Origin of the sequence: Halarchaeum sp. CBA1220 (assembly GCF_003721175.2) — an archaeon.
Taxonomy (GTDB): Archaea; Halobacteriota; Halobacteria; order Halobacteriales; family Halobacteriaceae; genus Halarchaeum; species Halarchaeum grantii.
Genome location: NZ_CP054707.1, coordinates 317,605 through 337,607, shown reverse-complemented (window position 1 = coordinate 337,607; position 20,003 = coordinate 317,605). Strand labels below are relative to the sequence as shown.

Here is a 20,003-nt window from a genome sequence, read left to right as displayed (position 1 = left end):
TCACGTCCGCGCGCTCAGGTCGCACGTCAGCACGAAGTCGGGCTCGTCGCCGACGTCGACGCGCGCCGTCGCGACGTCGCTCACCGCCCGTGCGGTCTCGGGAATCAGCACGCGCGCCTCCTCGGCGTCCTGCTCGGCGGCGTCGCGTTCGACGGCGGCGAGGACGTCCCGGCAGGCCGCGCCGTCGCGCCACGTGGCGACCGCGTACTCGGCGCGCTCGCCGTCAGCGAGGCCGTCCGTCCGCGCGCGGAGCGCGACCCCGCGCGTCCCCACGCCGGCCTCGTGGCAGACGAGGAGCCTGTCCTCGTCCGCCGCCTCACGGAGGCGTTCGCGCGTGAGTTCGGCGAGTGCCCACGGTTCGTCGTCGTCGAGCGCGAGGCCCGCCAGCGCGTCGCGCGCCGCCGAGCGCGTCCAGAACGCCCACGCGGCGTCCGGGTCGTCGCGGACGTCGCCGACCGGCGTCGCGTCCGCGTCGGGTTCGGGGTGTATCCAGCGGAACTCGCAGGCCGGCTCGAAGCCGACCGCCCGCGTCCCGCCGAGGCCCTGCACGTTCCACGAGAAGACCATGCAGCGCGCGACGGCCGCGCCGCGCTCGGCCGCCCAGTCGAGGGCGGCTTCCAACAGCGCGCTCCCGGTGCCGCTCCCGCGCGCGTCCGGCGCGACGCGGAGACCCTGCACCCACGCCTCGTGCGCGCTCAACAGGACGCCCTGCACGACGCCGACCGCCTCGTCCGCCCCGTCGGTGGCGACGAGCGTCCGGCGGTCGGCGCCGTCCGACTCGTCCCACTCCTCGAAGACGTCCGCGACGTAGTCGCCGTGCGCCCACGTCTCCTCGGTGAACGCGGCGACGGCGTCCGCGTCCGAGCGACGCGCGCGGCGGATATCCATTCAGGCCTCGGGCACGGAGCGCTCCGAGAGCTCGCCCGCGAGCGGCGTCCGCATTGCCTCCTCGGGGGAGTCGGTGTTCGCGAGCGCCCACATCAGCTTCGCCTTCGCGGTGCCGGGGAGGAGGTCCTCGCCCTCGACGACGCCCGCGTCGAGGAGGTCCCGACCCGTGTCGTAGACGCGGTCGCAGACCCGGCCGCCGAGACACTGCGAGGTCATCACGACCGTCGTGCCGTCGTCGACGAGGTCGCCGAGGACGTCCACGAGGTCGGAGTGGACGTGCCCGAGACCGGTGCCCGCGACGACGACGCCCGCCGCCCCCTCGAGCACCTCGAAGAACGCCGGGTCCATCCCGGGCGTGAACGTCACGAGCTCGACGTCCGGCTCGAGCGCGGGCGCGATGTCGAGGTCGGTCTCGTTGCGCGCCGCGAGGTCGGCGGCGTCGTCGAACTCGACGCGCTCGCTCTCGTAGTCGACGTGTCCGACCGGCGACCCGCCGACGGTCTCGAAGGCGTCGCGACGGGACGTGTGGGCCTTCCGGACGCGCGTCCCCCGGTGGAGCGCACAGCGGTCGTCGGACTGCGTCGCGTGCATGCAGACCATCACCTCCGCGACGTCGCTCTTCGCGGCCTCGACCGCGCAGACGGCGTTCATCACGTTGTCCGAGGACGGCCGGTCCGCCGAGCGCTGGCTCCCCGTGAAGACGACGGGGACCGGCGTGTCGAGCATGAACGAGAGCACGGAGGCGGAGTACTGCATCGTGTCCGTCCCGTGCATCACGACGACGCCGTCCGCGCCGTTCTCGATCTCCTCGTGGACGGCGGTGGCGAGCTCGCGCCAGATGGAGGGGTCCATGTTCTCCGAGAGGATGTTCGCGACGACGCGCCCCCGGTAGTTCGCGCGCCCGGCGAGGTCCGGAACGGCCCGGAGGACGTCCTCGGCGTCGAACTGCGCGGTGACGGCGCCCGTGCGGTAGTCGACCGTCGAGGCGATGGTCCCGCCGGTGGAGATGAGCGCGATGGTCGGGAGGTCGTCGTCGAACTCCACCTCGGAGCCCGCGCCGGCCTCCTCGCCCGCGTTCGAGTCGACGGCGTAGACGCCGGACTCAAGCACCTCGGTGCTCGCGCCCTCGCGTTCGATGCCGACGTTGTATCCGCTGTCGAGCTTCACGACGAGGTGCTCCGACGTCGAGGACGGCAGGAGGACGCCCTCGTTCACCAGTCCGTCGCGCTCCACGCGGACACGGTCCCCTGTGTTCATGTCTCGGAGAAACGCGGCGCCGACCTTGAAACCATCCGTTCGGCACGCCACGGGACAAGAGTGATGGGGCGAGCGCACCCCTAGACGGGTATGCCCTCCGACGGCCGCGCGGACGCCCGCGAAACCGAGCGCGAAGACTGGGACGCGCTCCTCGACGACGACGCCACCGCGAGCGACGCTCCGGCCGCCGACCGCGGCGACGCGAGGACCCGCTCGACCGGGCGCCTCGCCGGCGTCCGAAGACGCGTCGGCCGGCTCTTCTCGGTGCGCTACTTCCTCCTCGCGTCCGTCGCCGCGCTCGCTGGCCTCCTCGTCGGCGGCCTCGTCCCGCTCGTCGGCGGCATCACGCGCTTCGTCGGCCTCGCCGCCGCGACGTTCCTCCTCGGCGCGGGGTTCGGCCGCCGCGCCTACCTCGAAGTCGCGCTCGCGTCCGGCCTCGCGACGGTCGCTGCGCTCCTCGTCGGCGTGCTCTCCGCCGGGTTCTTCCCGCTCGCCGCCGACTTCCTCGCGCGCCACGGCGTCGCGTTCGCGCTCGGCGCGGGCGCCCTCGGCGTCGCCGTCGGCGTTCTGGGGTACTACTTCGGCCGCGACCTGCGCGCCGGGTTCACGCGGAGTCTGTGAGCGACCACGACCCGCCCTCGCGCTCGAGCACGTCGCGCTCCGCGAGCGCGGCGAGCGCGCCCTCCACGACGTCCTCCGGCGCGTCGACGCGCTGGGCGATGGCCGCCGGGTCGCCCGCGCCGCCCGCGACGGCCGCGACCACCTCCGCGTAGAGCCCCTCGCGGCCGTCCGCCGCGAGCTCCTCGGCGAGGTCCTCGCGGGCGTCGGCGAGTCGGCCCTGCACCCACCGCTGGGCGAGCGAGAGCTCGCGCTCCAGGGCTTCGAGCTCGGCGAGTTCGTCCGCGAGCGCGTTCACGTCACCGTCGCCGCCGTCGAGGGTCACGCCGTCGATTGAGAGGTAATGACAGCGCGTCAGGTCGAGGTCGGGGCTCGCGGGGTACGCGGACTTCGCGCCGAAGCCGTGCCGGGAGACGGTGACTTCGAGGCGGAGGTTGCGCGCGATGTGGAAGTACTTCCGTCGCTTCTCGTCGGTTCGGCTCTCGACGAGACCGGCCTCCTCGAGTTTGCGGAGGTGGTCGATGACCGCCTTCGGGGAGACCCCGAGGTACTCGCTGATCTCGGTGACGTAACAGGGTTTCCGCGCGAGCAACCGCAGGATACGTCGTCGGTTCTCGTTCCCGAGAATGTCGAGGAGTGCCCCGGAATCCATACCACTACGCAGTAGTTGTCGTCGCGCGCTCAAAAGGGTAGCGCAGTCCGCGTCGCTCGCACACGGTTCCGAAAGCCGCCGTTCCGCCCTCACTCGGCCGTTCCGCTCGCCCCGCCGGCACCCGTCGGCGGCCCGCCGCCGCTCGGGTTCGGTCCGCCGCTCCCGTGTCCGTTCGCGCCACCACCGGGCTGCCCGCCGCCCCGGGGCGCGTCGTCGCTACCGCCGGCGTCGTCGCCGGACGACCCGGCACCCGACGCGGGCGAACCCGCACCTGCGTCGCCGCTCCGCCCGGGCGCGTCGTCACCGCTCGCGTTCTCACTCCGGCCGGGTGCGTCGTCGGCACTCGCGTTCCGGCCGGGCGCGTCGATACCGCCGCCCGCGCCGGCCGACGCGTTCCGCCCGGGTGTCTCCGCGAGTCCCGGCGGCACGCTCCAGCCGACGTCGCTACCGGCGCTCCGGTTCGCCGGCGGACCCGCCCACGGCGGGGGACCCTCGCCCGCGTCGCGCACCGCGGCGGCGGTCGACCGCTCGAGGGCGGCCAGCCCGCTCGGCGTGGCGTTCGCCGACTCGGCCACCGCCGCCGTGTCGTTCACGGACGCGGCGAGCGCGGCGATGCGGCTGTTCACCGCCGCGAGCCGGGCCTGTCGCGCGACGGCGGAGCCGGTCGTCTCGTTCGCGAGCGCCGCGCGGCGCTCGCGGAGCGATTCGAGGCGCTCGCGGAGCGTCCCGACGCGCGCATCGAGGGCCGGTGCGCTCGCGTCGTCCCCGTCGTCGGCGTCGACGCTGGCGCGCCAGACGCCCTGCTCGACGGCGCCCTCGGCGCTCGCCGACGCCGACGCCATGAAGCTCGAGAGCGACGCCCCGAACCGCGCCGTCCCGTTCGCGTTCGTGGCGTTCGCGCTCGTCGTGTTCGTGTCCGTGGCGTTCACGCCCCCGTCAGTCGTCTGCTCGGCCCGCGCGTCCGCGCCCGCAGGGTCGGCGACGCCCGCCGTCGCCGGGGCCGTGCACACGAGGAGGACGAGCAGGCAGGCCACCGCGCGTCTCATCGCCCGATACTATCGCACTCACGCGTAAAAACCCGCAGGAACGTTCGAGCCGTTCACGCCCGTTCGAACCGTTCCGCCCGGCGCTCCCGCGCCATCGAGGGCGAAACGGGCGATGCGCTTATCACTCTCCATGTGTATTGTTACCATATATGTTCGAGGTGTTCTCGTCCGGCTACTACCTCGGGCGGCTCTACGTCGAACCGTCCGACGGCGACACCGCCGCGCTCCAGCGGCGCCAACACGAGCGCGTCAACGCGCAGCTCTACGCCGACGACGGCGTCGCGCGCACCGACTACCCGCTCGTCATGAAGGTCGGCACCCGCCACTATCGCGTCGAGGGCGACGCCGATGTCCCCGCCGACACCCTCGTCGTCCCGCGCGAGACGCTCGAGGAGGCGGGTATCGACAACCCGCCCGCCCTCTCCGAGGTCCTGCTCGCGCGCTCCGGCCACGCCCGCCGGCTCTACGAGACCGGCGCCGTCTGACCCCCTCCCGCGCCGTCGCGTGCGTCACGCGGCGCACGTTCTTCGCGGTGGGGCCCCACAGACCACAACCCCTAAGCGGTGCGCGGGCCGGGTTCCGGGCATGCTGGACCGACTCCTCGGCCGCGCGAGCCTGAAGGCGCGCATCGCCGACCTGGAGGACGAGACAGAGAGCCTCCGGAAGCAACTCGAAGCGGAGAGCGAGCGCCGCCGCGACGCCGTCGCCGCGCGCAACGAGGCCGAGGAGGAGGTCAACCGCCTCGAAGACCGCATCGAGGAACTCGAGGACCGCGTCGAGCGCGCCGAGAGCGGGACGGAGACGGTCCTCGACTATCGGCGCGAGCGCACGCTCCGCGGCGACGGCCTCGAGCGCGTCCTCCGGCGCCTCGAGACGCTCGAGGCCGGGACGGAGGGCGCGCTCACCGCGATGGTGCCCGACGAGCACGCGATTCCCGACGCCGTCACCGAGACGCTCGGCGACCGCACGCCGCTCGTCGAGCGCGCCGCGCCCTGCCTCGTCTACGCCGACGACGCCGGCGTCGTCGCCTGCACGCTCGACCCGCCCGTCGCTCCCGACGCCTTCTGCGACTGGTCCGACGGCTTCCGCGTCGAGCGCGACTGGCTCGAGCCGACCAGCCGCTACGCGCTCGCGCTCGTCCGCGCCGACCTGTTCGCCGCCGGCGTCTACGACGCCACGGGCGAGTCCGTCGAGCGCGTCGCCTATCGCGGCTTCGAGAGCGACGTGAAGGGCGCGCACTCGAAGGGAGGCTTCTCCCAGTCGCGCTTCGAGCGCCGCCGCGAGAGCCAGATCGACGAGCACCTCGACGACGCCCGCGACGCGCTCGCCGACCTCGAGGCCGAGCACGGCTACGACGCGCTCTACGTCACCGGTCAGACGACGCTCCTCGGCGAGTTCGACGCCGACGCGACCGCGCCCTCCGACGCCTCCGGGTCGCCCCGCGACGCGCTCACGAGCGCCGCCGACGACTTCTGGTCCGTGCCGTTCCACGCGCTCTGAGCGGGCGCGAGAACCGCACGACAGCGCGGCCGCGAGTGCCCGAGCGCGCGACGCGACGGGCTTAACACCGCCCGCGACGACCGATTCGGTATGCGAATCGCCATTCTCGCCCACGAACGGTTCCCGGACGGCGCGAAGACCGCGACCGGCGTCCTCCGCTACGGCCAGCACGACGTCGTCGCCGTCCTCGACCGCGAGCACGACGGCGCGGACGCCAGCGACCTCCGCCGCGACCTTCCCGAGACGCCCATCGTCGCCTCCTTCAGCGACCTCGACGAGCCCGTCGATGCCCTCCTCATCGGCATCTCGCCCATCGGCGGCGGCTTCGACGAGACGTGGCGCCCGGACGTCCGGGCCGCCCTCCAGACCGGCTGTGACGTCATCTCCGGGCTCCACTACTTCCTTGAGGACGACGGCGAGTTCCGGAGCCTCGCCGAGGAGAACGGCTGCGAGCTCTGGGACGTCCGCCGGCCCCCGAGCGACCTCGGCGTCGCGGACGGCGTCGCCGACGAGGTCGAGGCCACCGTCGTCGCGACCGTCGGGACGGACTGCGGCGTCGGGAAGATGACGACGACGCTCGAACTCGTCGAGCGCGCCCGCGAGCGCGGCCACGACGTCGCCTTCGTCCCCACCGGCCAGACCGGCATCATGATCGAAGGGTGGGGCTACCCCATCGACCGCGTCGTCTCCGACTTCACCGCCGGCGCCGTCGAGGAGATGATCCTCGAGCGCGGGAACGACCACGACTACCTCTTCGTCGAGGGGCAGGCGAGCATCGTCCACCCCGCGTACTCGGGCGTCACCGCGGGCATCCTCCACGGTTCGCAGGCCGACGACCTCGTCCTCTGTCACGCGGCGGGCCGCGAGAACTTCCACGGCTTCAGTCAGGACCTCCCGCCGGTTCCCGAGTTCGTGGACCTCTACGAGTCGATGGCCGCGCCCGTCGGCGGCGGCGAGGTCGTCGCGGGCGCGCTGAACACGAGCACCGTCGCGGACGACGACGAGGCCGCCGCCGCGGTCGAGGCGTACGCGGACGCGCTCGGCCGGCCGGCCGCCGACCCGGTTCGCGAGGGCCCGGACGCCATCCTCGACGCGATACTGTGAGCCTCACCACCTCCTTCGAGCGCCGCGAACTCCCGCTCGAACACGAGTTCGCCATCGCGCGCGAGTCCGCCTCGGTCGCGGAGACCGTCGTCGTCCGTATCACCGACGAGGACGGCACGACCGGCATCGGCGCGGCCGCGCCGTCCGCGCACTACGGCGAGACCGTCGCCACCGTCGAGGCCGTCCTTCCCGACCTCCTCGGCGTCGTCGAGGCCGTCGGCGACCCGGCGAACCTCCAGCGCATCGAGGTCGAGATGGAGCGCGTCGTCCGCGCGAACCCGGCCGCGCGCGCCGCCGTCAGCATCGCGTGCCACGACTACGCCGCCAAGCGCGCGGGGCTGCCCCTCTACCGCTACTGGGGGCTCGACCCCGCGCGCACCGTCGCGTCCTCGTTCACCATCGGCCTCGACACGACCGAGCGGATGCGCGCGAAGACCCGCGACGCCGTCGAAGCGGGCTACGGCGTCCTGAAGGTGAAGCTCGGAACCGAGCGCGACCGGGAGATCGTCGAGGCCGTCCGCGACGCCGCGCCGGACGCCACCATCCGCGTGGACGCGAACGAGGCGTGGACGCCCCGCGAGGCCGTCGCGAACACCGAGTGGCTCGCCGCCCTCGACGTCGAGTTCCTCGAACAGCCCGTCCCCGCCGAGAACCCCGACGGGATGCGCTTCGTCCGCGAGCACGGCGCGCTCCCCGTGGCCGCCGACGAGTCCTGCGTCACGCTTGCCGACGTCCCCGAGGTCGCCGAGATATCCGATATCGCGAACGTGAAGCTGATGAAGTGCGGCGGCCCCCGCGAGGCCCGGCGGCTCTTCGCGGCCGCCCGCGCGCACGGTCTCGACGTGATGCTCGGCTGTATGGTGGAGTCGAACGCCGCAATTGCGGCCGCCCACCACCTCGTCCCGCTCGTCGACTACGCGGACCTCGACGGCTCGCTCCTCCTCGCCGACGACCCCTACGACGGCGTGCCGATGTCCGGGGGGGACGTCGACCTCGCGGCCGTCGACCGCGCGGGGACGGGCGCGCGACGCGCCGACGCCGGCGATTCGCCGAGCGACGCGTAGGCGCTCCCGTCGCGCGCTATCGGCGGACGGACACGCTTATGTGGGCCGTTGGCCGTATCACGCCCCATGAGCGACATCACGGTCACCCTTCCTGACGGCTCGGAACTCGACGCCGAGTCCGGGGAGACGGTCGAGGACATCGCGTACCGAATCGGCGAAGGCCTCGGCCGCGACACCGTCGCCGGCGTCGTCGACGGCGACCTCGTCTCGAAGGAGGACCCCCTCACGGAGGACTGCCGCATCGAGATCGTGACGGACTCCTCCGAGGAGTACGTCGACGTCCTCCGGCACACCGCCGCGCACGTCTTCGCACAGGCCCTCCAGCGACTCCATCCCGAGGCCCAACTCACCATCGGCCCGTACACGGACGAGGGCTTCTACTACGACGTCTACGACGTGGACCTCGACGAGGACGACCTCGCGGAGATACAGGAGGAAGCCGAGGCCATCATCGAGGAGGACCTCGACGTCGAGCGCGTCACGATGGACCGCGAGGACGCCCGCGAGTTCTACGCGGACAACCGGTTCAAGCGCGAGATCCTCGACGAGGAGGCCGCCGGCGAGGACCCCATCTCCTTCTACCGGCAGGGCGAGTTCCAGGACCTCTGTAAGGGCCCGCACGTCGAGTCCACGGGCGAGATCGGCGGCTTCGAGCTCCTCGACATCTCGGCGTCCTACTGGCGCGGCGACGAGGACGAGGAGACGCTCACGCGCGTCTACGGCACCGCGTTCGCCACCGAGGACGAACTCGAGGAGTACCTCGAGATGCGCGCCGAGGCCGCCGAGCGCGACCACCGCAAGATCGCCCAGGAGCTCGACCTCTTCAGCATCCCCGAGCACTCCCCGGGCTGTGCGCACTACCACCCGAACGGGATGGCGATCCGCCGCGAACTCGAGGAGTACGTCCGCGAGCAGAACGACGAACTCGGCTTCGAGGAGGTCCGCACGCCCGAGCTGAACAAGGCCGAGCTCTGGAAGCCCACCGGCCACTACGACACGTTCACCGAGAACGGCGAGATGTTCGCGTGGGAGCAGGACGACACCGAGTACGGCCTGAAGCCGATGAACTGCGCGAACCACGCGCACATCTACGACTCGAACACCCACTCCTACCGGGACCTCCCGCTGCGCTTCAGCGAGTTCGGGAACGTCTACCGCAACGAGCAGTCCGGCGAGCTCTCCGGGCTCCTCCGGGTGCGCGGGCTGACGCAGGACGACGGCCACGCGTTCGTCCGCCCCGACCAGATCCAGGGCGAGATCCTCGACATCCTCCAGAGCATCGAGGAGATTTACGGCCACTTCGGCCTCGACGTCCTCTACAAGCTCGAGACGCGCGGCGAGGACGCGATGGGCTCCGAGGCCATCTGGGAGCAGGCGACGGACGCGCTCGTCGACGCCCTCCGCGAGGAGGACCTCGACTACGACGTCGAGGAGGGCGAAGCCGCCTTCTACGGCCCGAAGATCGGCATCGACGCCCGCGACGCCCTCGGGCGCGAGTGGACCATCGGCACCGTGCAGGTGGACTTCAACATCCCGCGCAACCTCGAGCTGACGTACGTCGGCGAGGACAACGAGGAGCACCATCCGGTGATGATCCACCGCGCGCTCCTCGGGAGCTTCGAGCGCTTCATGGGCGTCATCATCGAGCACTTCAACGGGAAGTTCCCGACCTGGATCGCGCCCGAGCAGGTCCGCGTGCTGCCGATCAGCGACGACAACCTCGACTACGCCCGCGAGGTCGCGAACGAGCTCGGCGACTACCGCGTCGAGGTCGAGGACCGCTCGTGGACCATCGGGAAGAAGATTCAGCAGACCCACGAGAACCGCGTCCCCTACATGGTCATCGTCGGGGGCGACGAGGAGGACGCGGGGACGATCTCGGTGCGCGACCGGAAGGAGCGCGAGGCCAACGACGTCTCCCGGAGCGAGTTCCGCGAGCACCTCGAACGCGAGGTCGAGCAGAAACACCTCGAACCGACCTTCCTGGCGGGCCAGTAAGGCGGCATGGACGAGGGTCGCGGCGTCGCGCTCTCCGTCTCGCTCGCGTGGCTCCTCGGCCCGCTCGCGCTGCTCGCGTGGGCCACCGGCTTGCCGTTCCTGCTGCCGAGTCTCGGGCCGTCCGCGTACGTGCTCGCCACGCGCATACGGCCGTGGCGCGCCGTCTCCCGCGAGGTCGCGCTCGGGCAGACCGTCGGCGTGGTCGTCGCCTACCTCGCGGTGCGCGCGCTCGTCGGGCCGCTCACCGGGGTGGCGCTCCTCCCGCACACGGTCGCGGGCCTCCGGCAGGTCGCGGCGGTCGTCGTCGCGGTCGTCGCGGCGACGCTCGGGATGAGCGCCCTGGACGCGCGCCACGCGCCGGCGTACGCGACGGTGCTCATCTTCGCGCTCGGCATCCCCGCCGAGGCCGTCGACGTCCTCGTCTTCCTCGGCGGCGTGGCGGTCCTCCTCGCGCTCGACGCGCTCCGGGTTCGCGGCGTCGCGCTCGCTCCGCGCGGCCGGTGAGGGCGGGCGCGTCGCCGGCGCGTCACTCCTCGTCGTCGACGCCCGCGTGCTCCCCGCTCGTCGCTTCCGTCTCCCCCCAATCGAGGCTCCGCGAGCGGTCCGTCTCGCGGAGGATGAACGGCCCGATGGAGAGCGTCCGCTTCGTCACCGTCACGATGCGGAGGATGTAGGAGAGCAGGACCGCGAACGGGAGGAGGATGACCACCACCGTGACCGCCGCCACGAGGAGCGCGAGCCACCCCTGTGCGACGTCGCCCGGGTCGAAGAACAACACCGACCCCACGGCGACCGCGAGCGCCGGGACGGACGCGTAGAGGACCGTCCGCGAGAGGTCCGCGAGCTCCCACTGGAAGTAGAGCGTCTTGAAGTGCTCGCGCGCCGGCCCGAACAGCTCGAGGGCGTCGATGAGTTCGTCGAACGCCGCGCGCGCGTCGTCGGTGAGCGCCGCGTCGTTCTCCGCGCGGATGCGTCGCGCCGCGTAGATCTTCCACGAGTAGTTGTAGTTCAGCGCCGAGAACACCACGTCGAACTCGCCGAACTGCGAGCCCTCGAGGTTCTCCGTCACCGACTCCGCGTTCCCCGAGAGGTTCTCGACGTACGTCCCGACCTGCTCGCTCAACTCGTCGTCGTCGATGTCCGCGACCGCGTCCTCGACCGCCTGCGCGCGCCGCTTCGTCAGCTTCACGAGCGAGCGGAGGAACGCCGAGGGCTGTGCCGGGCTCACCGGCTCGCGAATCACCTCCTCGACGTCCTCGCGGAACGCCATCGCGCCCTCCATGCGCTCGCGCTGGTCGCCGACCGGTCCCTGCTCCTGCGAGAGGACGAGCTGGCTCAGCGTCAACACGAGCGTCACGCCCGTTATCGTGGAGCCGACGAGCGCCTGATAGAGCGTCTCCAGCGGGTCCCCCCGCGTCAGTAGCGTCTTCACGGGCGTCGGATGCAGGAGGCCCGCCGCGACGACCGTGACGAACACCGACCCGAGGAGCAGGCCGGCGACCAGCCGGCGGTCCGCGTCCAACAGCAGCCAGAACTTCCGGCTGTTCTCCGGCACCCGCTCGCGCATCGTGTCGTCCGGCTCGGCGCCCCCGTCTCCCTCGACCATGGTGTCGAACGGCGTGCCGCCGCGTCAATAGCGTGGCGGCTCTACGTCGTCTCGTCCGCGTCCGCCTCCTCCTCGCGCAGCTCCTCGAGCTCCGCCTCCACCGCCGCCTCGTCGACGTTCGCCTCGATGTCCTCCTCGGCCTCCGCCTCGTCCGCGCTCGCCTCGCTGGCTTTCTTCGAGCGCTTCGACGACTGCCCGGACTCCGAGCGCAGCGTCTCCAGTTCGGCTTCGACCTCGCGGTTCGACCGCCCCTGCGAGAGCTCGCGGTCGATTGCGTCCTCGTCGCTGAGCTGGTCCTCGAGGACGCCGCGGTCGGTGAGTTCGTCCATCGCCGCCGCGCGCGCCTCCATGTCGTCCGTGCGCTCCTCCGCGCGCTCGATGGCGCGCCCGACGTCCGCCATCTCGTCGCCGACGCCCGTCATCGCCTCGGAGACGCGCGTCTGCGCTTCGGCGGCCTCGTAGCGCGCCTTCATCGTCTCCTTCTTCGTGCGGAAGCGCTCGATGCGGTCCTGGAGCTGGCCCTTCTTCTCCTCCAGGTCGTGCTGGGTGGACTCGAGGGAGGCGATCTGCTCCTCCATCTCCTCGATCTGGTCGAGCTTCTGCTGTTTCTTCTCGAGGGCGCGTCGCGCGAGGTCCTCGCGGTCCTGCCGCATCGCCTCGCGCGCCTGCTCGTTGTGCTTCTCGACGTTCTTCTCGAGGCGCTCGCGCTGGACTTCGAGGCGTTTCTTCTGCGCGACGAGGTCGGCGAGGCCGCGCTCGACGTCCTTCAGCTCGTCACGCATCTGCTCGTAGGAGTAGTCGAGCGTCTCCGTCGGGTCCTCCGCCCGGTTCAGGAGGGCGTTGAACTTCGACCGGAGGACGTAGGAGGCCCGCGAGAGTAGTCCCATGTCTCGACCCAAGTGGTTCGAGGGTTAAAGTTCTCCCCCGACCGAGTGGTGCGTATGCGACGGGAGACGGTGCTGGTTCCGGGTGCGCGGCGCGTCGAGGCGACGCTCGACGCGCCCGACGACGCCGACGGAGGCGGCGCGGGCGACCGCGTCCATGCCTGCGTCGTCGCGTGCCCGCCACACCCCGAGGGGGGCGGCAGCCGCAGCGACCGCCGTCTCACTGCAGTGAGCGACTCCCTGACCGAGCGCGGCGTCGCCTGCCTCCGCCTCGACTACGGCGCGTGGGACGGGGGCGACGGCGAGCGCGAGGACGCCCGCAACGCCCTCCGGTGGGCGAGCGAGCGCTACGCGTCCGTGGGGCTCTTCGGCTACAGTTTCGGCGCCGGTATCGCCGCGCTCGCCGCCGCCGACGTCGGCGTCGCGGTGGGCGCGCTCGCGCTCCTCGCGCCCGACGACGCGGTCGGTGACGGCCTGCACGCGGCGCGCGCCGTCCGCGGCCTCGACGCGTCGCTCCCGGTTCACGTGGTCTACGGCGAGCGCGACGAGCGCGCGGACTGGCGGCCGGTCGTCGACGCCGTCCGCGAGCGCGGGGGTGCCGTCGACGCGTTCGACGCCGACCACACCTTCCTCGGGCGGCGAGCGACGACGGCGGCCGACGCCATCGCGGCGTTCCTCGCCCGCGAGCTCAGGGCGTGAGGACCGCGCGGAAGCGCACCTCGCTCTCCAGCATGCGCTCGTAGGCCTCGCCCGCGTCCGCGAGGTCGAACGTCTCGATCTCCGGCGTCACGTCGCGGAGCGCGCTGAACTCGAGGGTGTCCTGCGAGTCCCGCGCCGTCCCCGACGCCCACCCGGAGACCGATCCGCGCGCGCCGACGAGCGCGCCGACGTTCACGCCGACCGGCTCGGCCGGGATGCCGACCGCAAGCACCTCGCCGTCCGTCCCGAGGCCGCCGACCACCGACTCGATGGCCGCGCTCGAGGGCGCGGTGGCGAGCACGACCTTCGCGCCGCCGAGCCGCTGGAGCGCCTCCGCCGGCTCCTCGGCCTCCGTGTCGACGTAGTGGTCGGCGCCGAACTCGCGGGCCTGCGTCTCCTTCGCCGTGCCGCGCGAGAGCGCGACGACCTCGAAGCCCGCCGCGGCGGCGTACTGGATACCCAGATGACCGAGGCCGCCGACGCCCTGCACCGCGACGAGGTCGCCGGGGCGGGCGTCGCTGTTCCGCAGCGCGTTGAACGTCGTGATGCCCGCGCAGAGGAGCGGCGCGGCGTCCGCCGCGTCGAGCGCGTCCGGGACGGCCGCGAGCGCCTCGTGGGGCGCGACCGTGTACTCGGCGTACCCCCCGTCGAAGTCGATGCCCGTGACTTCGGCGTTCTCGCAGTTGATGAAGTCGCCGCGCCGACACGCCTCGCAGGTGAAGCAGTGCCCGCCGTGCCAGCCGACGCCGACGCGGTCGCCCGCCTCCCACTCGGTGACGGCGTCGCCGACGGCGTCGACGCGCCCGACGACCTCGTGGCCGGGGACGCGGGGGTACTCGATGCGGGGGTAGACGCCCTCCTTCGTCATCTCGTCGCTGTGGCAGACCCCGCAGGCCTCCACGTCGATTCGGACCTCCTCGGGGCCGGGTTCGGGGACCGGTTTCTCCACGGTCTCGAACTCGGCGCCCGCCTCCGGGACCTCGACCGCGCGCATCGTGTCGGACATACGTGAGGGGTTGGGCGGGCCGCTGTTAGTGTTGGGGCTACGGGCACTCCGGGCCGGCTTCGCTGGACGAACGTCCGGCCGTCGCGCCTCGACGTGTCGTGCCAGCGTCCCGCACGCGCGCGACGCTCCGAAACCGTTTTCATCGCTTCGTCCGGAGACGCAGTATGCCGCAGGAGACCGGATACGACCCCGATCTGGGGAACAAGTTCGTCTTCGTCACCGGCGGCGTGATGTCCGGCCTCGGGAAGGGCATCACCGCCGCGAGCCTCGGTCGCCTCCTCACGAACGCGGGCTTCGACGTCACCGCCGTCAAAGTCGACCCGTACCTCAACGTGGACGCGGGCACCATGAACCCCTACCAGCACGGCGAGGTTTATGTTTTAAAAGACGGGGGCGAGGTCGACCTCGACCTGGGGAACTACGAGCGCTTCCTCGACGTCGACATGACCTCCGACCACAACGTCACGACCGGGAAGGTCTATCAGGAGGTCATCGAGCGCGAGCGCGCCGGCGACTACCTCGGGAAGACCGTCCAGGTCATCCCGCACGTCACCGACGACATCAAGCGCCGCATCCGCGAGGCCGCCGAGGGGACGGACGTCTGTATCGTCGAGATCGGCGGGACCGTCGGCGACATCGAGGGGATGCCCTACCTCGAGGCCCTCCGGCAGTTCAGCCACGAGCAGGACGAGGAGGACCTCCTCTTCACGCACGTCACGCTCGTCCCCGACTCGAAGAACGGCGAGCAGAAGACGAAGCCCACCCAGCACTCCGTGAAGGAGCTCCGGAGTATCGGCCTCCAGCCGGACATCCTCGTCGGGCGCAACCCCGAGAAGCTCGCGGACGACGTCCGCGAGAAGATCGCGCTCTTCTGTGACGTCCCCACCGAGGCCGTCTTCTCCAACCCCGACGTCGAGGACATCTACCACGTCCCGCTCGTCCTCGAGGACGAGGGGCTCGACGAGTACGTCATGGAGCGCCTCGGCATCGCCGAGGACGCCATCGCGCCCGCCGAGCGCTCGACGGAGTGGCGCGACATCGTCACCCGGGACACGCAGGGCACAGTCGACATCGCCCTCGTGGGCAAGTACGCCCTCGAGGACGCCTACATCAGCATCCACGAGGCGCTCAAGCACGCCGGCCTCCAGCGACAGGTCGATGTGAACGTCCACTGGGTGGACGCCGACGAGATGACGGACACCCACGAGGAGCGCCTGCGCGAGGCCGACGGCGTCGTCGTCCCCGGCGGCTTCGGCGCGCGCGGCACCGCCGGGAAGCTCGAGGCCGTCCGCTACGCCCGCGAGAACGGCGTCCCCTTCCTCGGCCTCTGCCTCGGCTTCCAGCTCGCCGTCGTCGAGCACGCCCGCAACGTCGTCGGTCTCGAGGGCGCGCACTCCGCCGAAATCGACCAGGACACCCCGCACCCCGTCATCGACCTCCTGCCCGAGCAGTACGACCTCGAGGACCTCGGCGGGACGATGCGCCTCGGCGCGCACGTCACCGAGATCGACGAGGGAACGCTCGCCGAGGACGTCTACGGCGACACCGAGTGCACGGAGCGCCACCGCCACCGCTACGAGGTCAACCCCGAGTACATCGAGCGCCTCACCGAGGACGGCCTCACCTTCAGCGGGCACGCCGGCAACCGCATGGAGATCGTCGAGCGCGAGGACCACCCCTACTTCCTCGGGACGCAGTTCCACCCCGAGTTCCGCTCGCGGCCCAGCCGAGCGAGTCCGCCGTTCGTCGGCCTCGTCGACGCCGTCATCGAGCGTGCCGACGTCGCCGTCGAACAGGAGGTGACGAACTGATGGTGGACGTCGAGTCGTTCGTCGCCGACGCGAAAGCGGAGATCAGCGAGGAGCTCGGCGACAGCACGGCCATCATCGCGCTCTCCGGCGGCGTCGACTCCTCGACGGCGGCCGCGCTCGCCTACGAGGCCGTCGGCGAACAGCTCGTCCCCGTCTACGTCGACACCGGCCTCATGCGCAAGGGCGAGACCGAGGAGATCGAGGAGGTCTTCGGCTACATGGAGCGCCTGCGCGTCGTCGACGCCTCCGACAGGTACTTCGAGAAGCTCGAGGGCGTCACCGACCCCGAGGAGAAGCGCCACGTCATCGGCGAGCAGTTCATCCGGGAGTTCGAGACCGTCGCGAACGAGGTCGACGCCGACTACCTCGTGCAGGGCACCATCTACCCCGACCGCATCGAGAGCGAGGGGAACATCAAGAGCCACCACAACGTCGGCGGGCTCCCCGACGTCGTCGACTTTGACGGCCTCATCGAACCCCTCCGCGACCTCTACAAGGACGAGGTCCGGGAGGTCGCGCGCCATCTCGGCCTCGAAGAAGTGATCAGCGAACGCATGCCCTTCCCCGGCCCCGGCCTCGCCGTCCGCGTCGTCGGCGAAGTCACCCCCGAGAAGGTGCGCGTCGCCCGCGAGGCGACCGCCATCGTCGAGGACGAACTCGAGGAGTACGACCCGTGGCAGGCGTTCGCCGCCGTCCTCGGCCGCGCGACGGGCGTGAAGGGCGACAACCGCGTCCACGGCCACGTCGTCGCCGTCCGCTCCGTCGAGAGCCGCGACGGCATGACCGCGCGCGCCCAGGAACTCGACTGGGAGACCCTCCAGCGCCTCCAGAGCCGTATCACCGGCACCGTCGAGGACTGCTCGCGTGTCGTCTACGACGTCACCCACAAGCCGCCGGCGACCATCGAGTACGAGTAACGCGACCGTCTTTTTGCTCGTCGGGTTTCCTCGGGCCTTCGGCCCCTACGGGAACCCCTCCTCGCAAACACACGGTCCGCGTGAACGGAGCGAACGCGGAATCAGCGAGACTGTAGGTCTCGCAGAGGAGAAAAACGGCCGCGAGCGCTCCGCCCTCGGAGTCGGTACGGTTCGCGCTCCGCGACCGCGTTACCGCGTCCGCGACCGCCTCCGCCACGTCTTTCTTCTCACCCCGCCACGACTCGCGTATGGACCGCTACGACGACGTCGACACCGACGCCGGCGACGGTGAGGTCGTCACGACCGAACTCCACTACTCGCCCGACGTGCTCGTGAAGGCGTTCGCGCTCGGGCCCGGCGCCGAAGTCGACCCCCACGAGCACCCCGAGCAGACGAACGTCTTCCACGTCCTCGAGGGCGACCTCGTCGTCGTTCGCGGGGACGAGGAGGAGCGCGTCGGCGCGCCCGCCGTCGTCCCCTTCGAGCGCGGCGTCCCGCACGGCGCGCGCAACGAGAGCGACGAGACCGCTGTGTTCACGGCGACGATGGGGCCGATGGAGTGAGCGAGCCACCACCTTTGATAGCGGTCGCGCCGCTCTCGTGGGTATGACCGGCGTCCCCGACCCGCTGCTCGGCGTGCTCGCGACGCTGACGCTCGTGCTCGTCGCCGCGCACGGCCTCGGCGCGCTCGCCGCACGCGCCGGGTTCGCGCCCGTCGTCGGCGAACTCCTCACCGGTCTCGTCCTCGGCCCCGCGGCACTCGGCCTGCTCGCGCCCGCGCTCACGGGCCTCGTCGTCCCGATTCCGGCGTGGCTGGACGTGCTCGCGTCGCTCGGCCTCGTCCTCCTGCTCGTCCTCGCCGGCACCGAGGTCGACATCGCGGCGCTCAGGCGCCACGCGTCCGCGACGGCCGCCGTCGCCGCCGGCGGGTTCGTCGTGCCGTTCCTCGCCGGCATCGGCGTCACCTTCCTCTTGCCCCCGGACGCCCTGCCGGCGGGCGTCTCGTCGCTCGCCGTCTCGCTCGTCGTCGGGACGGCGCTCGCCGTCTCCGCCGTCCCCGTCACCATCCGCGTTCTCGTCGACTTGGACGCGCTCGACCGCCCGGTCGGCCAACGCACCCTCGCGGTCGCCGCCGTCGTCGACGCCGTCGGCTGGCTCGTCTTCTCCGTCGTCGCGGACGCCGTCCGAACGGGCGGCGTCGACGCGCTCCGGGTCGGTCGCACGCTCCTCGTCCTCGCCGTCTTCGTCCTGCTCGCCGCGACGGTCGGCCGGCGCGTCGTCGACTTCCTCCTCGAACGGGCGGCACGCGCCCACTCGCCCGCGCTCTCCCAGTTCTCCGCCGTCGTCCTCGTCGGGTTCGCGACGACGGCCGCCGGCCTCGCCGTCGCCGTCGAAGCCGTCGTCGGCGCGTTCACCGCAGGGGTACTCGCCGGCCGCCGCCTCGACGAAGCGGCCGGCCGCGTCCTCCACGTCGTCGCGCTCGGCCTGCTCGCCCCGCTCTTCTTCGCCACCGCCGGCCTCCGCGTCGACGTCGGCACGCTCCTCACGCCCGGCGCCGCCGGCGTCGCCGCCCTCCTGCTCGTCGTCGCCGTCGCCTCGAAAGCCGTCGGCGTCGCGCTCGGCGGCGTGCTCGCCGGCCTCTCGCGCGCCGAAATCGCCTGCCTCGCCATCGGCCTGAACGCCCGCGGCGCGATGGAGATCGTCATCGCCAGCCTCGGCCTCGCGCTCGGCGTCCTCAGCCCGACGCTCTACGCCGCCATCGTCGTCGTCGCCGTCGCGACCTCCGTGGCGATGCCGCCGCTCCTCCGCCGCGCGCTCGTTCGCCTCCCCGCCGACGCGTAGGCTCGCGGCGCGCTCGTCTCCCCCGCCATCACCGCCGCCGACTACGTCCGCTTCCTCCGCCTCGTCGTGGTCGGGAACGCCGTCGGCGCCTCGGCGTTCGTCGCGCTCCTCAAGTACGGCTACGTCGTCCGCGGCCGCCGCGAGTGAGCGCCCGCACCGCGTACTCGCCACCTTCTTAGGCGCTCGCACCCACCGCCACGTATGAACGTCATCATCGTCGGCCCGGACCGCGGCCTCGGTGCCGCGCTCGAAGCGCGCGGCGCGACCGTCACCCGCCTCGAAGGCGCTGCGTCCGGCGACCGCCTCCGCGAGGTCGGCATCGAGTCGGCCGACCTCCTCGTCGTCACGGACGTCAGCGAGGCCACCGCGATTCCCGTCTCGCTCGAACTGAACGACGACCTCAAGACCGTCGTCTACGCGGCCGACTCCGTCCCCGAGTTCGTGCGCGGGAACCTCGACTTCGCCGTCCACCCGGACGTCCTCCCCGTCGAGGCAGTCGCCGAAGAACTCGCCCCGGCCGCCGAGTGATGCCGCCGCGTCCGTCGCTCCCCGACGCGCTCTCCGAACGCTCCCTCTCGCGGCCGTCGCTTCCGACGCCGTCGCTCCCGCGCCCATCCGCTCCCCTCCCGACGCCGTCCCGCCCGCGCGCGCTCCTCGCGCGCCTCCGGCCGTCCCGCGAGAGCGTGGACCTCGCGCTCGCCTGCGGCGCGCTCGGAACGGGGGTCGGCGTCGTGCTCGCGGGTGCGTACGCCGCCGCCGACGCCGTCCTGCCGCTCGCGTTGCTCTCGGGCGTTCTGAGCAGCGTCCGCGAGTCGCTCACTCCCTGAAGGAGTCGAGCGGCACCGCGATGGGGCGTCCGGCCTCCTCGGGTGACCCGTTCACGTCCGCCGCGTACGGGCTGACGTGCTCCCAGCACGCGAACGTCGACACGCGCCCCGCCTCGTAGAGGTAGAAGTCGGCGCTCGCGGGGCAGACCGAACAGGTCGGTTCGCCCTCGCGGGCGTCGAGCGCCCGGTCGCGGACGGCGCGCGCGGCGGCGCCGGGCCCCTCGGCGTCGTCGTTCGCCGTGTCACCCGAGGGCATACCACACGGTTCGTCGCGCTCCCGGATA

The 20,003-nt window shown here is 72.1% G+C and carries 22 protein-coding genes; 14 read left to right on the top strand and 8 right to left on the bottom strand.

Going from position 1 to position 20,003, the window contains the following annotated elements:
• Both EFA46_RS01805 and gatD read right to left on the bottom strand, forming a co-directional pair.
• Window positions 1-888 (bottom strand): GNAT family N-acetyltransferase, encoded by an 888-nt coding sequence (locus EFA46_RS01805; protein ID WP_123075314.1) that lies wholly within the window; start codon window positions 886-888, stop codon window positions 1-3.
• Window positions 889-2,145 (bottom strand): Glu-tRNA(Gln) amidotransferase subunit GatD, encoded by a 1,257-nt coding sequence (gene gatD / locus EFA46_RS01800; protein ID WP_123075316.1) that lies wholly within the window; start codon window positions 2,143-2,145, stop codon window positions 889-891.
• A 90-nt stretch (window positions 2,146-2,235) separates the two neighbouring features.
• On the opposite strand from gatD, the gene EFA46_RS01795 reads away from it, so the two are divergent.
• Entirely contained in the window at window positions 2,236-2,766 is a 531-nt protein-coding gene (locus EFA46_RS01795) for a hypothetical protein (RefSeq protein ID WP_123075318.1), read from the top strand.
• Here EFA46_RS01795 and EFA46_RS01790 read toward each other — a convergent pair.
• Both EFA46_RS01790 and EFA46_RS01785 read right to left on the bottom strand, forming a co-directional pair.
• Window positions 2,750-3,415 (bottom strand): metalloregulator ArsR/SmtB family transcription factor, encoded by a 666-nt coding sequence (locus tag EFA46_RS01790; protein WP_123075320.1) that lies wholly within the window; start codon window positions 3,413-3,415, stop codon window positions 2,750-2,752. The two genes, EFA46_RS01795 and EFA46_RS01790, sit on opposite strands and share 17 nt — an antisense overlap.
• A gap of 89 nt (window positions 3,416-3,504) precedes the next feature.
• Window positions 3,505-4,461, bottom strand: a complete 957-nt coding sequence (locus EFA46_RS01785) for a hypothetical protein (RefSeq protein WP_123075322.1) — start codon at window positions 4,459-4,461, stop codon at window positions 3,505-3,507.
• Between the two features lie 149 nt (window positions 4,462-4,610).
• Here EFA46_RS01785 and EFA46_RS01780 point away from each other — a divergent pair, with 149 nt between their 5' ends.
• The 6 genes from EFA46_RS01780 to EFA46_RS01755 all read left to right on the top strand — a co-directional run bounded on the left by EFA46_RS01780 (window position 4,611) and on the right by EFA46_RS01755 (window position 10,631).
• The gene (locus EFA46_RS01780; RefSeq protein WP_123075324.1) at window positions 4,611-4,946 is read left to right on the top strand and encodes a DUF5802 family protein; all 336 of its coding nucleotides are present in this window, start codon (window positions 4,611-4,613) and stop codon (window positions 4,944-4,946) included.
• A 100-nt stretch (window positions 4,947-5,046) separates the two neighbouring features.
• Window positions 5,047-5,961, top strand: coding sequence for a Vms1/Ankzf1 family peptidyl-tRNA hydrolase (locus EFA46_RS01775; RefSeq protein WP_123075326.1), 915 nt, complete (start codon window positions 5,047-5,049; stop codon window positions 5,959-5,961).
• Between the two features lie 90 nt (window positions 5,962-6,051).
• The gene (locus EFA46_RS01770; RefSeq protein ID WP_123075328.1) at window positions 6,052-7,065 is read left to right on the top strand and encodes a DUF1611 domain-containing protein; all 1,014 of its coding nucleotides are present in this window, start codon (window positions 6,052-6,054) and stop codon (window positions 7,063-7,065) included.
• Entirely contained in the window at window positions 7,062-8,129 is a 1,068-nt protein-coding gene (locus EFA46_RS01765) for a dipeptide epimerase (RefSeq protein ID WP_123075330.1), read from the top strand. Before EFA46_RS01770 ends, EFA46_RS01765 begins: the two co-directional genes overlap by 4 nt.
• Window positions 8,130-8,195: 66 nt before the next feature.
• Entirely contained in the window at window positions 8,196-10,127 is a 1,932-nt protein-coding gene (gene thrS / locus EFA46_RS01760; protein WP_123075332.1) for a threonine--tRNA ligase, read from the top strand.
• A 6-nt stretch (window positions 10,128-10,133) separates the two neighbouring features.
• On the top strand, window positions 10,134-10,631 hold the full coding sequence (locus tag EFA46_RS01755; RefSeq protein WP_123075334.1) for an HPP family protein: 498 nt from the start codon (window positions 10,134-10,136) through the stop codon (window positions 10,629-10,631).
• 22 nt (window positions 10,632-10,653) lie between these two features.
• Here the strand turns inward: EFA46_RS01755 and EFA46_RS01750 are convergent, their stop codons facing one another.
• Both EFA46_RS01750 and EFA46_RS01745 read right to left on the bottom strand, forming a co-directional pair.
• Complete coding sequence (locus tag EFA46_RS01750; RefSeq protein WP_123075336.1) at window positions 10,654-11,733, bottom strand: hypothetical protein; 1,080 nt, start codon at window positions 11,731-11,733, stop codon at window positions 10,654-10,656.
• A 41-nt stretch (window positions 11,734-11,774) separates the two neighbouring features.
• Window positions 11,775-12,620, bottom strand: coding sequence for a PspA/IM30 family protein (locus EFA46_RS01745; RefSeq protein WP_123075338.1), 846 nt, complete (start codon window positions 12,618-12,620; stop codon window positions 11,775-11,777).
• 54 nt (window positions 12,621-12,674) lie between these two features.
• Here EFA46_RS01745 and EFA46_RS01740 point away from each other — a divergent pair, with 54 nt between their 5' ends.
• Complete coding sequence (locus EFA46_RS01740; RefSeq protein ID WP_123075340.1) at window positions 12,675-13,316, top strand: alpha/beta hydrolase; 642 nt, start codon at window positions 12,675-12,677, stop codon at window positions 13,314-13,316.
• Here EFA46_RS01740 and EFA46_RS01735 read toward each other — a convergent pair.
• Entirely contained in the window at window positions 13,306-14,310 is a 1,005-nt protein-coding gene (locus EFA46_RS01735) for an alcohol dehydrogenase (RefSeq protein ID WP_123077327.1), read from the bottom strand. The two genes, EFA46_RS01740 and EFA46_RS01735, sit on opposite strands and share 11 nt — an antisense overlap.
• A gap of 176 nt (window positions 14,311-14,486) precedes the next feature.
• On the opposite strand from EFA46_RS01735, the gene EFA46_RS01730 reads away from it, so the two are divergent.
• The 6 genes from EFA46_RS01730 to EFA46_RS01705 all read left to right on the top strand — a co-directional run bounded on the left by EFA46_RS01730 (window position 14,487) and on the right by EFA46_RS01705 (window position 19,719).
• Complete coding sequence (locus EFA46_RS01730) at window positions 14,487-16,133, top strand: CTP synthase (protein ID WP_123075342.1); 1,647 nt, start codon at window positions 14,487-14,489, stop codon at window positions 16,131-16,133.
• Complete coding sequence (gene guaA, locus EFA46_RS01725) at window positions 16,133-17,050, top strand: glutamine-hydrolyzing GMP synthase (RefSeq protein WP_123075344.1); 918 nt, start codon at window positions 16,133-16,135, stop codon at window positions 17,048-17,050. Before EFA46_RS01730 ends, guaA begins: the two co-directional genes overlap by 1 nt.
• 248 nt (window positions 17,051-17,298) lie before the next feature.
• Complete coding sequence (locus tag EFA46_RS01720; RefSeq protein ID WP_123075346.1) at window positions 17,299-17,613, top strand: cupin domain-containing protein; 315 nt, start codon at window positions 17,299-17,301, stop codon at window positions 17,611-17,613.
• A gap of 43 nt (window positions 17,614-17,656) precedes the next feature.
• Window positions 17,657-18,892 (top strand): cation:proton antiporter, encoded by a 1,236-nt coding sequence (locus EFA46_RS01715; protein ID WP_123075348.1) that lies wholly within the window; start codon window positions 17,657-17,659, stop codon window positions 18,890-18,892.
• 201 nt (window positions 18,893-19,093) lie between these two features.
• Window positions 19,094-19,420 carry a CTP synthetase gene (locus EFA46_RS01710; RefSeq protein WP_123075350.1) on the top strand — a complete coding sequence of 109 codons (327 nt, stop codon included), beginning with the start codon at window positions 19,094-19,096 and terminating at the stop codon, window positions 19,418-19,420.
• Entirely contained in the window at window positions 19,420-19,719 is a 300-nt protein-coding gene (locus tag EFA46_RS01705; protein ID WP_123075352.1) for a hypothetical protein, read from the top strand. The genes EFA46_RS01710 and EFA46_RS01705 overlap by 1 nt, the downstream gene beginning before the upstream one ends.
• On the opposite strand, the gene EFA46_RS01700 is transcribed toward EFA46_RS01705, so the two are convergent.
• Window positions 19,709-19,975 carry a hypothetical protein gene (locus EFA46_RS01700; RefSeq protein ID WP_176969824.1) on the bottom strand — a complete coding sequence of 89 codons (267 nt, stop codon included), beginning with the start codon at window positions 19,973-19,975 and terminating at the stop codon, window positions 19,709-19,711. The two genes, EFA46_RS01705 and EFA46_RS01700, sit on opposite strands and share 11 nt — an antisense overlap.
• Window positions 19,976-20,003 lie beyond the last annotated feature (28 nt).